Origin of the sequence: Streptomyces sp. NBC_01257 (assembly GCF_035917255.1) — a bacterium.
Lineage (GTDB): Bacteria > Actinomycetota > Actinomycetes > Streptomycetales > Streptomycetaceae > Streptomyces.
Window position 1 is genome coordinate 7,172,004 of sequence record NZ_CP108472.1, and the last position, 13,133, is coordinate 7,185,136.

Below are 13,133 nucleotides of genomic sequence, written 5' to 3' on the forward strand. Positions count from 1 at the left end.
CTACCGCCTCCGCACCCAGCCGGGAGATTCCCTCATGTTCGACTCCGTACGCGACGACATGCGCACCACCCTCGAAGAGATCGAGGCAGCCGGGCTGCACAAGCCCGAGCGCGTCATCGGCACCCCGCAGTCCGCGACCGTGGCCGTCACCGCCGGTGGCCGCCCCGGCGAGGTGCTGAACTTCTGCGCCAACAACTACCTGGGCCTGGCCGACCACCCCGACGTGATCGCCGCCGCGCACGAGGCGCTGGACCGCTGGGGCTACGGCATGGCTTCGGTCCGTTTCATCTGCGGCACCCAGGAGGTCCACAAGGAGCTGGAGCAGCGGCTCTCCTCCTTCCTGGGCCAGGAGGACACGATCCTCTACTCGTCCTGCTTCGACGCCAACGGCGGAGTCTTCGAGACCGTCCTCGGCCCGGAGGACGCGGTCATCTCCGACGCCCTCAACCACGCCTCGATCATCGACGGCATCCGGCTGTGCAAGGCCAAGCGCTTCCGCTACGCCAACCGCGACATGGCCGACCTGGAGAAGCAGCTCAAGGAGGCGTCCGGGGCCCGGCGCCGGCTCGTCGTCACCGACGGCGTGTTCTCCATGGACGGGTACGTCGCCCCGCTGCGCGAGATCTGCGACCTGGCCGAGCGCTACGACGCCATGGTCATGGTCGACGACTCGCACGCGGTCGGCTTCGTCGGCCCCGGCGGCCGCGGCACTCCCGAACTGCACGACGTGATGGACCGCGTCGACATCATCACCGGCACGCTCGGCAAGGCGCTCGGCGGCGCCTCCGGCGGTTACGTGGCCGCCCGCGCCGAGATCGTCTCCCTGCTGCGCCAGCGCTCGCGCCCGTACCTCTTCTCCAACTCGCTCGCCCCGGTCATCGCGGCGGCCTCGCTGAAGGTCATCGGCCTCCTGGAGTCCGCCGGCGACCTGCGCGAGCAGCTCAACGCCAACACCGCGCTCTTCCGCACCCGGATGACCGAGGAAGGCTTCGACGTCCTGCCCGGCGACCACGCCATCGCCCCCGTGATGATCGGGGACGCGGCGAAGGCAGGCCGGATGGCGGAGCTGCTCCTGGAGCGCGGTGTGTACGTGATCGGGTTCTCGTACCCGGTCGTCCCGCAGGGCGCGGCCCGCATCCGCGTCCAGCTCTCCGCGGCCCACTCCACGGCGGACGTGAACCGCGCGGTCGACGCGTTCGTCGACGCGCGGGCGGCCCTGGAGGCGTAGCCGCGACGGGGGAGCCCTCCGCGACCTGGGACAATAGGGCACATGATCGATGCACGGCGGCTGCGCATCCTGCGGGCGGTGGCGGACCACCGCACGGTGACCGCCGCGGCCGCCGCGCTGTATCTGACCCCGTCCGCCGTCTCCCAGCAGCTCGCCGCGCTGGAGCAGGAGACGGGACACCGGCTGGTCGAGCGGGGCGCGCGCGGCGCCCGGCTCACCCCCGCAGGAGAGATCCTGCTGACCCACACCAACGCGGTCCTGGCCCAGCTGGAGCGGGCGGAGGCCGAGCTCGCCGCCTACGGCGCGGGCGACGCCGGCACGGTCACCGTCGCCGCGTTCGCCACCGGCATCGGCCTGGTCCTCGCCCCCGCGATCGCCGCCCTCGGCCGGACCGCCCCCGGCATCAAGGTCCGGGTGCAGGACGCCGAGGGCGACGCCAGCGTCCCGATGGTCCTGGACCGGCAGGCCGATGTGGCGGTCGCCGTCGAGTACCGGGGCGCACCGGGCGAGGACGACCGGCGGCTGACCCGGGTCGCGCTGTACTCGGAACCCTTCGACGCGGTGCTCCCGGTCGGACACCGGCTGGCGGACCAGGAACAGGTCGCGGTCGCCGACCTCGCCAAGGACGCCTGGATCGGCCCCTACCCGGGCAACCCGTGCCACGACGTGGTCGTGCTGGCCTGCGAGTACGCCGGCTTCGCCCCGAACCTCGAACACTCGTCGGACGACTTCCATGCGGTGGTCGCCCTGGCCGGCGCCGGCGCCGGGGTGGCGCTCGTCCCGCGGTCCGCGCTGCGCGGGATGGCACTGACCGGTGTGGTGGTCCGGCCGGTACGGGGAAGCGCCCCGACACGCCGCGTCTTCGCCGCCGTGCGCCGCGGCGCGGAGGCGCATCCGCTGATCGCCCCGGTGCTGGAGGCACTGGCGGGGGCGGCGGGGGACGACGTCCTCAGGGCGGGCTGAGCCCCTGGACGCACCGCGCTCACGACCCCGCGTCCACCACCGGGGTCTCCGGGGCGAACCCCCCGTCCCGCCGCCGCCGAACAGGGTGACGGCCGTCCACGTACACCGGGGACGTTCCGCTCGCCGGCATGGCCGGATCATGGCAAGGTCCGACGGCCCCCGGGAAGGGCCGGAGTCGTGCGGGGCTACGCCGTCGGCGCGGGCTGGAGCAGGTCCCAGCGGTTGCCGTAGAGATCCTCGAAGACCGCGACCGAGCCGTAGACCTCGTGCCGCGGCTCCTCCAGGAACCGCACCCCGGCCGCCAGCATGCGCGCGTGGTCGCCCGCGAAGTCCTCGGTGTGCAGGAAGAAGCCGACCCGTCCGCCGGTCTGCGCCCCGACGCTCGCCGACTGCGCGCCGTCCTTGGCGCGGGCCAGCAGCAGACCCGTGCCCTGCCCGCCGCGCGGCCGCACCACGACCCAGCGGGAGCCGTCGCCCCGGTCGGTGTCCTCGACCAGTTCGAAGCCGAGGGCCTCGGTGTAGAAGTCACGGGCCTCGTCGTACTCGCGGACGACCAGGGTGACCAGGGCGATGTGGGACATGGGGGATCCTCGGTGCTCGGGGCGGGCGGGGGAGGGGTACGGCCCGGAGGCCGCCGGGCCCGTAGCGGGACACTATCCGGCATGGACACCAAGGACCTCACCGGCCTGACGGCCCGCGCCCGCCGCCTCGCCGCTGCCGGGGACCGCCGCATCCTCGGTATCGCCGGGCCGCCCGGCGCCGGGAAGTCGACCCTGGCCCATCAGCTCGTCGACGCGCTCGGACCGCTCGCCGTCCTCGTCCCGATGGACGGCTTCCACCTGGCCCAGGCCGAACTGGAGCGGCTCGGCCGGGCGGACCGCAAGGGCGCGCCCGACACGTTCGACGCCGCCGGATACGCGGCCCTGCTCCGGCGACTGCGGACCCCCGAACCCGGGACCGTCGTCTACGCCCCCGCCTTAGACCGGTCCCTGGAGGAACCGGTCGCCGGCTCCGTGCCCGTACCGCCGCACGTCCCGCTCGTCGTCACCGAGGGAAACTACCTCCTGTACGGGGAGGGGCCGTGGGCGCCGGTGCGCGGACTGCTGGACGAGGCGTGGTTCCTGGAGCTCGACGACGAGGTGCGCGTCCGCCGGCTCGTCGACCGGCATGTGCGGTACGGAAAGCCGCGGGCCTTCGCGGAACGCTGGGTCGCGGGGTCCGACGAGGCCAACGCGCGGCTCGTCGCCCCGGGCCGCGACCGCGCCGACCTCGTCGTACGGGCGGCGGACGGCACGCCGTCCTGACCACTCGCGGTCCGGAGCCCGGACGGGCAGGATGCAGAGAGCCGTTCCGCGCCGCCAGGAGGTCCCGCATGTCCAGCCCGAACCAGCCCGTGCCGTTCACCGCCGACGACTACCGGGCCCGGATGACGCGCGCCGCCGAGAGCGCCGCGGCCGCCGGACTCGCGGGCGTCCTGGTCGCACCGGGACCCGACCTCGTCCACCTGACCGGCTACCAGCCCACCGCCATCACCGAACGCCTCACGGTCCTCGTCCTGACCGCCGGTCAGGACCCGGTCCTGGTCGTGCCGACGCTGGAGGCCGCCGACGCGGAGAAGGCCGTCGGGGCACCCGCCCTGACCCTGCGCGACTGGACCGACGGCAAGGACCCGTACGCCGTCACCGCGCCGCTGCTCGACGCGAAGGGCCGGTTCGGGATCAGCGACAACGCCTGGGCGATGCATCTGCTCGGCCTCCAGCAGCTGTTGCCCGGCACCTCGTACGCCTCGCTCACCGAGGTCCTGCCGATGCTGCGCGCCGTCAAGGACAGCCATGAGCTGGACCGGCTCGCCGCCGCCGGGGCCGCCGCCGACGCCACGTACGAGGAGATCCTGAAGGTCCGGTTCTCCGGCCGCAGGGAGACCGACGTGGCCGCCGACCTGGCCCGGCTGCTCACCGAGTCCGGCCACTCCCAGGTCGACTTCACCGTGGTCGGCTCCGGACCGAACGGCGCCAACCCGCACCACGAGGCGGGTGACCGCACCATCGAGCGGGGCGACATGGTCGTGCTCGACTTCGGCGGCCTCAAGCACGGTTACGGCTCCGACACCTCCCGTACGGTCCACGTCGGCGAGCCCACGCCCGAGGAACAGCGGGTCCACGACATCGTGCGGGAGGCTCAGGAGGCGGGCTGCAAGGCCGTGCGGCCCGGCGTCGCCTGCCAGGAGATCGACCGGGCGGCCCGCGCCGTCATCACCGAGTTCGGCTACGGGGAACGCTTCATCCACCGCACCGGCCACGGCATCGGTGTCACCACCCACGAACCCCCGTACATGATCGAGGGCGAGGAGCTGCCGCTCGTGCCCGGCATGTGCTTCTCCGTGGAGCCCGGCATCTATCTGCCGGGCCGCTTCGGCGTCCGGATCGAGGACATCGTGACCGTCACCGAGGACGGCGGCCGGCGCCTCAACGCCACCGCGCGCGAACTGGCGATCGTCGAGTAGCACCGCCCCCGCCCCTACGCCTCCCGGCAGCGGTCCCGGACCTCGGGGCGCCGCCGGAAGCCCGCCGCCTCGTAGGTGGCGACGGCGCCCGGGTTGGCGGTGGGGGTGCACACGAGCGCGCTGGACGAGCCCAGTTCCCTGAGCGCGGCGGCCGCGGCGACGGTGATCGCCTCACCGTGGCCGCGGCGGCGGTGGTCCCGGTGCACGCCCATCGGTTCGAGCAGCCCGGGCCTGCCCGGCCCCGCCGACCACACCGTCACCGCCGCCACCGCGTCGCCCCGGCCGTCGTACGCGACCAGGGACCTGGCCTCCGCGTACGGCAGTCCGGCCGCCATCGCGTGCCAGCTCTCGTCCGTGCACCGCGAACCGGCGAAGGCCGCCCGGTGCACCGCGGTGTACACGTGGGCCCGCTCCGGCCCGGTCACCTCGATCCGCACACCCGGGTCGCGCACCGGCTCGGTGAGGTCGCGGCTCAGCGGCGTCCACGGCTCGTCGGTGCCCCAGCCCTCCCCGGCCAGCAGCTCCTGGACCAGCGCATCCGCCGGCGCCTCGATGTTCGCCCTCCCCGCGGGCAGCACACCGCGCGCCGGATCGGTCGCGTCCGCGACCACCTGCCGTGCCAGTGCCTCGTCCTGGCGGGCGTCCGGCGCGATCGTGAGCCGCAGGAGACCGGGGCCGTCCAGCAGCCCGACGGCGAGGATCCGGCCGTCCCCGCTCCACGTCCGGACCGCCGCGGCGGTCGCCTCCGGCCCGGCCCGCCAGAACCAGCCCAGGTCCCCCGGATGCAGTTGCATCGGCGCCCCGTCGTCCTGCCACTCCCGCAGCACGCCCACGGCCTCGGCCAGCCGGCCGGCTCCCGGCGCGTCCGGCATCGTCGTCACCATCCCCCGATGACACACCACGGCGGCTCCCGGCCGCACCTGATTTGCGGGCGAGGGCGCGGGCGGTCAGTCGTCGGCCAGCACCACGCACGACTCCGGCGGCAGATGCAGCGCCCCGTCCGCACCGGGCGGGTCGACGGGCAGCCAGGCGGCCAGCACCCGGCCCCCGCCGCCGCGGTGCCGGCCGCCGCCGAGCGGGATCGTGGCCGGCTTCTCGTCGAGGTTGACCGCGACCCGCAGATCGCCCCGGCGGAACGCCAGCCAGCGTGCCCCGTCGTCGAACGCCGTCCGCACCGTCGCCAGATCCGGGTCGCAGAGGTCGGGCAGCGCGTGGCGCAGGGCGATCAGTTCGCGGTACCAGGCGTGCAGACGGGCGTGCGGTTCGCGCTCGGGCTCGCTCCAGTCCAGACAGGAACGGTCCCGGGTGGCCGGGTCCTGCGGGTCCGGGATGTCCTCCTCGGCCCAGCCGTGCGCCCCGAACTCCCGCCGTCTGCCCGTGCGGACGGCCTCGGCGAGCTCCGGATCGGTGTGGTCGGTGAAGAACTGCCAGGGGGTCCGTGCGCCCCACTCCTCGCCCATGAACAGCATCGGGGTGAACGGGCCGGTCAGCACGAGCGCCGCCGCACAGGCCAGCAGACCGGGGGAGAGGGAGCCGGCCAGCCGGTCGCCGAGCGCCCGGTTGCCGATCTGGTCATGGGTCTGGGCGTAGCCGACGAAGCGGTGGGCGGCGCTGCGGGTGACGTCGACCGGCCGGCCGTGCGTACGGCCCCGGAAGCTGGAGTACGTGCCGTCGTGGAAGAAGGCGCTGGTCATGGTCTTGGCGAGACCGGCCAGCGGGGCGGCCGCGAAGTCCGCGTAGTAACCCTGGGACTCGCCGGTCAGCGCGGTGTGCAGACAGTGGTGGAAGTCGTCGTTCCACTGGGCGTGCAGACCGATGCCGCCGGACTCGCGCGGAGTGGTCGTGCGCGGGTCGCAGAGATCGGACTCGGCGATGAGGGAGAGCGGGCGGCCCAGCTCCGCCGAGAGCGCGTCGGCCGCGGTCGACAGCTCCTCCAGGAAGGTGAGCGCCCGGGTGTCGGCCAGGGCGTGGACCGCGTCGAGCCGCAGTCCGTCCAGCCGGTAGTCGCGCAGCCAGGCGAGCGCGCTGCCCAGCAGGAAGGCCCGCACCTCGTCCGAGCCGGGCGCGTCCAGATTGACGGCCGCACCCCACGGCGTGTGGTGGGTCTCGGTGAAGTACGGGCCGAAGGCGGGGAGGTAATTGCCGGACGGGCCCAGGTGGTTGTGGACCACGTCCAGGACCACGGCGAGCCCGAGCCCGTGCGCCGCGTCGACGAAGCGCTTCAGCCCCTCCGGCCCGCCGTACGGTTCGTGCACCGCCCACAGCGACACCCCCTCGTACCCCCAGCCGTGGACGCCGGGGAAGGGGCAGACGGGCATCAGCGACACATGGGTGACGCCCAGCTCGGCGAGGTGCCCCAGCCGCGCCGCCGCCGCGTCGAAGGTGCCGTCGGCGGTGTACGTACCGATGTGGAGCTCGTACAGGATGGCGCCCGGCAGACCGCGCCCCGTCCAGTCGCTCCGCCACGCGTACCCGCCGTGGTCGACCACCGCGCTCTCGCCGTCCGGACCGTCCGGCTGGCGGCGGGAGCGCGGATCGGGGCGCACCGGTCCGCCGTCGAGGGCGAAGCCGTAACGGTCGCCGTCCGCGGCGTCGGCCTCCGCGGTCCACCAGCCCGCCCGGCCCGGATCACGCTCCATGGTCCGCGGCTCACCCGACAGCCGCAGCACGGCCGATTCCGCATCCGGTGCCCATACCTCGAACAACATGTGGCGCTCCCTCGTCTCCGTGTACCGGCCCATGGTCGGCAGAAGGCGCGATCTTCGACCCGCGACACTGGATCGAGCCCGTTACTGGCCATTAGGTCTGGTCCTGATCATTCCCCTGTCAGGTTCTGTCCTACGCACTCCCTCTTACGGCTGTGGAGGCCGAGATGACCGTGCCGCCCTTCCCGCCCGGTTTCCTCTGGGGAGCCTCCGCCTCCGCCTTCCAGACCGAGGGCGCCGCCGACACCGACGGGAAGGGGCCCTCCGGCTGGGACGCGTTCGCCGCGCAGCCCGGGCGCATCAAGGACGGCACGGACACCACCCGCGGCACCGGCTTCCACCGGCACTACCGCGAGGACGTCGCCCTGCTGGCCGGGCTCGGCGCCGACGCCTTCCGGTTCTCGGTGAGCTGGCCCCGCGTCGTCCCCGGCGGCAGCGGACCGGTCAACCCGCAGGGGCTCGACTTCTACGACCGGCTCGTCGACGAACTCTGCGCCCACGGCATCACCCCGGCCCCCACCCTCTACCACTGGGACACCCCGCTCCCGCTGGACGAGGCGGGCGGCTGGCTCAACCGGGACACGGCCTACCGCTTCGCCGAGTACGCGGGCATCGTCGCGGAACGGCTCGCCGACCGCGTACCCATGTGGATCACCCTCAACGAACCCGCCGAAGTGACCATGCTCGGCTACGCGCTCGGCGAGCACGCGCCGGGCCGCGCCCTCCTCTTCGACGCGCTGCCCGCCGCCCACCACCAGCTCCTGGCCCACGGTCTCGCCGTGCGCGCGCTGCGGGCCGCCGGCGCCGGCAGCATCGGCATCGCGCTGTCGCACACCCCGGTCTGGACCGCCGGTGAGTCCGACGAGGACCGCTTCGCCGCCGAGGTGTACGACACCCTCACCAACTGGCTGTTCGCCGACCCGCTCCTCACCGGCCGCTACCCCGACGAGAACTTCGCCGCACTGATGCCCGGCCCGGTCGAGGACGACCTGCGGACCATCTCGGCCCCGCTCGACTGGTACGGGGTCAACTACTACAACCCCACACTCGTCGGCGCCCCCGGGGCCGACGCCGCCGACAGCTTCGCCGGGTTCGGGATGCCCGCCGAACTCCCCTTCGGGATAAGGGAGATCCAGGGCTACGAGACGACCGACTTCGGCTGGCCGGTCGTCCCCGACGGGCTGCGCGAGACCCTCGTCCAGCTGCGCGACCGCTACGGCGACCGGCTGCCCCCGCTCTACATCACCGAGAACGGCTGCGCCGTCGACGAACCCACCGCGGACACCCGCAGGATCGCCTACCTCGACGGCCACCTCCGGGCGCTGCGGCAGGCCATGGACGCGGGCGTCGACGTACGCGGCTACTTCACCTGGTCGCTCACCGACAACGTCGAGTGGACCGAGGGGGTCAGCAAGCGCTTCGGCCTGGTCCACATCGACTACGAGACGCTGCGCCGCACGCCCAAGGACTCCTACGCCTGGTACCGCGACGTCATCCGGGCGCAGCGCGCCGGCGGGCGCTGACGCGGGGCGGCTCCGTCAGGCGTCCCACACCATGTCGAAGGCGCGCTCGAAGTTGACGTACCCCAGACGCGCGAAGGACTTCGCCATCGGCACGTTGCCGAGGTCCGTCGCGGCCCGGATGCGCTCCACGCCCTCCTGCCCGGCGAGCACCCGGGTGCCCTCGGCGAGGAGTTCGTCGATGTAGCCGTGACCGCGGTGCGCGGGCACCACGCCGATGTACGCGATGATCGGGTTGTAGCTGTTGCGGGCCGGGATCACGAAGCCGGCCGGCTCGCCGTCCGGGAGTTCGGCGACGCGCCACCACTCCTGCGGCGTCGAGTAGTGGGCGAGCTCCTCGTCGTAGTGCTTCTCCGCCGCCTCGCGCGCCGAGAGCCCGGACGCCAGGTCCTGCTGACCGTGGGCGTCGAGGGTGCCCTCCATCACCGGCGTCATCAGGGCGAGGAGATCCTCCCGCCCGGCGACCGGCCGGAACCGCAGCCGTCCGCTGCCGGCGGGCACGGGAGTGCCCGCACGCCACTCCAGGCGCAGCCGCTCCACGAGCAGCCGGGCGCCGGTGCGTTCCATGACCCGGATGCGGGCCTCGACGACGTCACGGGCCACCGGGTCCTCACGCCAGTCCGGCGGGACGTAACGCCCGTACTCGGGACGCGGGGCGCCGGCCGGGACGACCGCCGCGGTCGCCGCCTCCAGCAGCCGCAGCCCGGCCTCGCCGCGTTCGGGCTCGGGCAGGGTGTCGTCCAGGTCGAAGAAGTCGAGGAAGAGCGGCTCCTTGCCGTCCTTGCTCCACCAGGCGATCCGCGCCAGCACCCGGTCGCCCCGCAGCGCCACCCACATCCACTCCGGACGGCGGCGGCCCGTCGCGAGGTCGTCGGCGAGCTCGTGGTCGAGGACGTAGGACAGCCGGCAGAAGAGATCGAGCTCCTCCGGGCCGGTGATCGGGCGGACGGTCGTTTCGAGTGGTGCGCCGGGCACGGATCCCCCACAGGTATACGGGCTCGTCCCGGCGGTCGCCTGGACGGCACGGCCGCCGACAGTAGCAACGACCCGGGCACGCCGCCTGCGGGTATTCCGGGGCCGTGCAGGTCAGCAGGGGCGGAAAACGGGGTTGTTCTGGACACCCCGGGGCCGTCGGCCCGACAATTGGCCGTGTGACGTCCTCCTCCGAGTTCCACACGTATCCCGCGCGGCTCTCCGACGCCCAGCGCGACCGTGTTCTCGGTGTGCTCAGGGAGGGCGCGGCACAGGGCAGGCTCTCGCACGACACCTTCATGCGGCGCATGGAACTGGCCCTGACCGCGAACCGCTCCGAGCAACTGGAGGCGCTCACCGCCGACCTGGAGAGCGAGGGCCGCTGGTCGCGGCAGCTGTTCCGGGTGGTCAGCGGGGTCTCCGGATTCCCCGAGCGGGTACGCAGGGCGTGGCGGTCCGAGCGGCTGCCCAAGCTGCTGCTGCCGGCACCGAGCCCGCACCCCCTGCGCATCGGCCGCGACCCGGGCAACGGACTCCGCCTCAGCCACGAGACGGTCTCCCGGATGCACGCCGAACTCACCGCGCACGCGGGCCGATGGGTGCTGCGCGATCTCGGCTCCACCAACGGCACCTGCGTCAACGGCCAGCGCGTCACCGGCACGGTCTCGGTGCGCGAGGGCGACCAGGTGAGCTTCGGCCGGATGACCTTCCGGCTCTCCGCACCCACGCTCCGGCCGCCCGCCTAGGGGCTGTCCCGTCCGGATCGGGAAGGCGTTCACGCCCGCTGGTGCAGGCCGCGGCCCGCCAGGGTGAGGAAGGCCTCGCCGACCGCCTCCGAGAGCGTCGGGTGCGCGTGGATGTGCCGGGCCACGTCGGACGGTTCGGCGTCCCAGCCGACGATCAGCTGGCTCTCGGCGATCATCTCCGAGACGTGCGGCCCGACCAGGTGCACACCGAGGACCCGGCCGCCCCGCTCCGTGACGACCTTCACCATGCCGCCCTGCCCGTGCACCATCCCCTTGGCGACGGCCGTCAGCGGCATCGTGCCGACCGCGACCTCGTGCCCGGCGTCGCGGGCCTGCGCCTCGGTCAGACCCACCGACGCTGTCTGCGGGGCGGAGTACGTGACCCGGGGCACCGCGGCGTAGTCCACCGGCGCCGGACGGAGGCCGGCCAGCGTCTCGGCCACCAGCAGCCCCTCGGCGAAGGACGCGTGGGCCAGCCCGAGGGACGGCGGCGGGAGCAGGTCCCCGACCACATGGATGCCCGGCACCGCCGTCTCCAGCCGTGACCAGTCCGCCGGCGCCACGTATCCGCGCCGGTCGGGGGCGAGGCCCGCGGCCGCCAGCCCCAGCCCGTCCGTCACCGGGACCCGGCCCACCGCGACGAGCAGCCGTTCCGCCTCCACCGTGCGGACCTCGCCGCGCGGGGTGCGGACCGTGGCGCGGACCCCGCCCCCGAGCACCGTGGCCTCCACCAGCCGGGCCCCTGTCCGCACGTCGATCCCGCGCTTCTTCAGACCCCTGGTCAGATGACGGGACACATCCGCGTCCTCCAGCGGGACGAGCCGGTCGGCGGCCTCCACCAGCGTGACCCGCGCCCCCATCGACCGGTGCAGCGAGGCGTACTCCACCCCGATCGCCCCGCCGCCCAGCACCAGGACCGAGTCCGGCAGCCCGGGTGCGAACAGGGCGTCGTCACTGGTGACCACGCGCGTGCCGTCGGCCGCGAGACCGGGCAGCATCCGCGGTCGTGACCCGGTCGCGAGCACGATGCCGCGCCGGGCGGTGACGTCTCCGTACCCGTCGATCCGGACACTGCGCGGGCCGGTCAACTCCGCACTGCCGTGCACCACTTCGACCGCCGCGTGGGCCAGATGACCCTCCACGCCCCGGTGGTTGCGGGCCACGATGTCGTCGCGGGTGGCGACGAGGGCCTGCCAGTCCACCGACTCCAGGCTCGCCTTCACGCCCCACCGCTCCCGTGCCTCCGCGATGCCGTCGACCAGCTCGGCGGCGTGCAGCATCGCCTTGCTGGGGATGCAGCCCCGGTGCAGACAGGTGCCGCCCACCTTGTCGCGCTCGGCGAGGACCACCTCCAGCCCGAGCGCCGCCGCCCGCAGCGCGGTCGAATAGCCGCCCGTACCGCCGCCGATGATCACGACATCGGTCTCGTCGATGTGTTCCGCCCGGCCCTTGACCTGTGTCTGTGTCATGTCCTCAGCCTCCGCCCAGCCCTTGTCATGAGTCCAAGGCAATGTTTGTGTGGGTTCGATGCACGATGTTCATGGCAGCGAGCGGAAGGCGGAGCGATGAGCCTGCGTCAGATGGAGTACTTCCTCACGGTCGTCGAGGAGGCCTCCTTCACCCGGGCCGCCGAACGCCTCCACGTCACCCAGCCCGCGCTGTCCCACCAGATCAAGGCCCTGGAGCGGGAAACCGGCGGCGCCCTGCTCGAACGGCTGCCGCGCGGTGCCCGGCTGACCCCGATGGGCCGGGCGTTCCTGCCGCACGCCGAACGGTCCGTGCGCAGCGCCGCCCAGGCCCGACGGGCGGCGCGCGCGGCGGCGGGTGCGGAGGGAGGCGAACTGCACATCGCCACCGTGCACGCGATCGCCGTCGGCATCCTCCCCGACGTCTTCGCCCGCTGGCGCGGCACGCACCCCGGGGTCGGTCTCGTCCTGCACGAGTACGCCACCACCGACGCCCTGGAGGAACAGATCGAGCGCGGCACCGCCGACCTCGCCGTCGGGCCGCCGCCCCGGCACTGGCCGGGACCGGTCGTCCCGATCGGTGCGGAGGACATCGTCCTGGTCGTCCCGTTCGACGACCCGCTGGCCGGACGGTCCTCCGTACGTCTCCACGAGCTCGCCGACCGGCCCTGGGTGCGGTGTGCGATGGAGGCGGTCGTGGAGGGCCGCCCGTTCCTGGACTGGGCCTGCGCCCGGGCCGGATTCGAACCCCGCACCGCCGTGCGCACCGAGCACACCTCGACCGCGGTACGGATGGCGGCCGCCGGGGTCGGAGTCGCCACGGCCCCCGCGCACGTCGTCCGCGGAGCGGTCGGCGAGGACTGCGCGGTGCTGACCGCCGACCCGCCGTGGGTCCGGGAGCTCGCCGTGTTCTCCCGCGTCGAGCTGACCGGCGCGGCCGCCGCCTTCACGGCGCTGCTCAGCGCCTCCAGGCCACCCGGCGACCGGGACCGGGACCGCGGCGCACGGTGACCGCGCTGTCACCCGGACG

At 73.8% G+C, this 13,133-nt stretch carries 12 protein-coding genes; 7 read left to right on the forward strand and 5 right to left on the reverse strand.

Going from position 1 to position 13,133, the window contains the following annotated elements; translation table 11 throughout:
* Positions 1-34 precede the first annotated feature (34 nt).
* Both OG408_RS31265 and OG408_RS31270 read left to right on the forward strand, forming a co-directional pair.
* Entirely contained in the window at positions 35-1,228 is a 1,194-nt protein-coding gene (locus tag OG408_RS31265; protein ID WP_285566325.1) for a glycine C-acetyltransferase, read from the forward strand.
* Between the two features lie 42 nt (positions 1,229-1,270).
* Positions 1,271-2,191, forward strand: a complete 921-nt coding sequence (locus OG408_RS31270) for a LysR family transcriptional regulator (RefSeq protein WP_266784205.1) — start codon at positions 1,271-1,273, stop codon at positions 2,189-2,191.
* 185 nt (positions 2,192-2,376) lie between these two features.
* On the opposite strand, the gene OG408_RS31275 is transcribed toward OG408_RS31270, so the two are convergent.
* Entirely contained in the window at positions 2,377-2,772 is a 396-nt protein-coding gene (locus OG408_RS31275; protein ID WP_266784207.1) for a VOC family protein, read from the reverse strand.
* Positions 2,773-2,853: 81 nt separating this feature from the next.
* Between OG408_RS31275 and OG408_RS31280 the strand changes: the two genes are divergently transcribed.
* Both OG408_RS31280 and OG408_RS31285 read left to right on the forward strand, forming a co-directional pair.
* Entirely contained in the window at positions 2,854-3,495 is a 642-nt protein-coding gene (locus tag OG408_RS31280; protein ID WP_326673206.1) for a nucleoside/nucleotide kinase family protein, read from the forward strand.
* A 68-nt stretch (positions 3,496-3,563) separates the two neighbouring features.
* A complete protein-coding gene (locus tag OG408_RS31285; RefSeq protein ID WP_326673208.1) occupies positions 3,564-4,694 on the forward strand; it encodes an aminopeptidase P family protein in 1,131 nt (376 codons plus the stop codon).
* A 14-nt stretch (positions 4,695-4,708) separates the two neighbouring features.
* Here OG408_RS31285 and OG408_RS31290 read toward each other — a convergent pair whose 3' ends face one another.
* Both OG408_RS31290 and treZ read right to left on the reverse strand, forming a co-directional pair.
* Positions 4,709-5,578, reverse strand: coding sequence for a GNAT family N-acetyltransferase (locus OG408_RS31290; RefSeq protein WP_266784213.1), 870 nt, complete (start codon positions 5,576-5,578; stop codon positions 4,709-4,711).
* Between the two features lie 63 nt (positions 5,579-5,641).
* Positions 5,642-7,402, reverse strand: a complete 1,761-nt coding sequence (gene treZ / locus OG408_RS31295) for a malto-oligosyltrehalose trehalohydrolase (protein ID WP_326673210.1) — start codon at positions 7,400-7,402, stop codon at positions 5,642-5,644.
* A gap of 164 nt (positions 7,403-7,566) precedes the next feature.
* Between treZ and OG408_RS31300 the strand changes: the two genes are divergently transcribed.
* Complete coding sequence (locus OG408_RS31300) at positions 7,567-8,922, forward strand: GH1 family beta-glucosidase (protein WP_326673212.1); 1,356 nt, start codon at positions 7,567-7,569, stop codon at positions 8,920-8,922.
* A 15-nt stretch (positions 8,923-8,937) separates the two neighbouring features.
* Here the strand turns inward: OG408_RS31300 and OG408_RS31305 are convergent, their stop codons facing one another.
* On the reverse strand, positions 8,938-9,894 hold the full coding sequence (locus OG408_RS31305; RefSeq protein ID WP_285566333.1) for a GNAT family N-acetyltransferase: 957 nt from the start codon (positions 9,892-9,894) through the stop codon (positions 8,938-8,940).
* 176 nt (positions 9,895-10,070) lie between these two features.
* Between OG408_RS31305 and OG408_RS31310 the strand changes: the two genes are divergently transcribed.
* A complete protein-coding gene (locus OG408_RS31310; RefSeq protein ID WP_266784221.1) occupies positions 10,071-10,637 on the forward strand; it encodes a DUF1707 and FHA domain-containing protein in 567 nt (188 codons plus the stop codon).
* Between the two features lie 29 nt (positions 10,638-10,666).
* On the opposite strand, the gene lpdA is transcribed toward OG408_RS31310, so the two are convergent.
* Positions 10,667-12,106 carry a dihydrolipoyl dehydrogenase gene (gene lpdA / locus OG408_RS31315; protein ID WP_266784223.1) on the reverse strand — a complete coding sequence of 480 codons (1,440 nt, stop codon included), beginning with the start codon at positions 12,104-12,106 and terminating at the stop codon, positions 10,667-10,669.
* A 96-nt stretch (positions 12,107-12,202) separates the two neighbouring features.
* Between lpdA and OG408_RS31320 the strand changes: the two genes are divergently transcribed.
* Positions 12,203-13,114 (forward strand): LysR family transcriptional regulator, encoded by a 912-nt coding sequence (locus OG408_RS31320; RefSeq protein ID WP_326673216.1) that lies wholly within the window; start codon positions 12,203-12,205, stop codon positions 13,112-13,114.
* Positions 13,115-13,133: the final 19 nt, after the last annotated feature.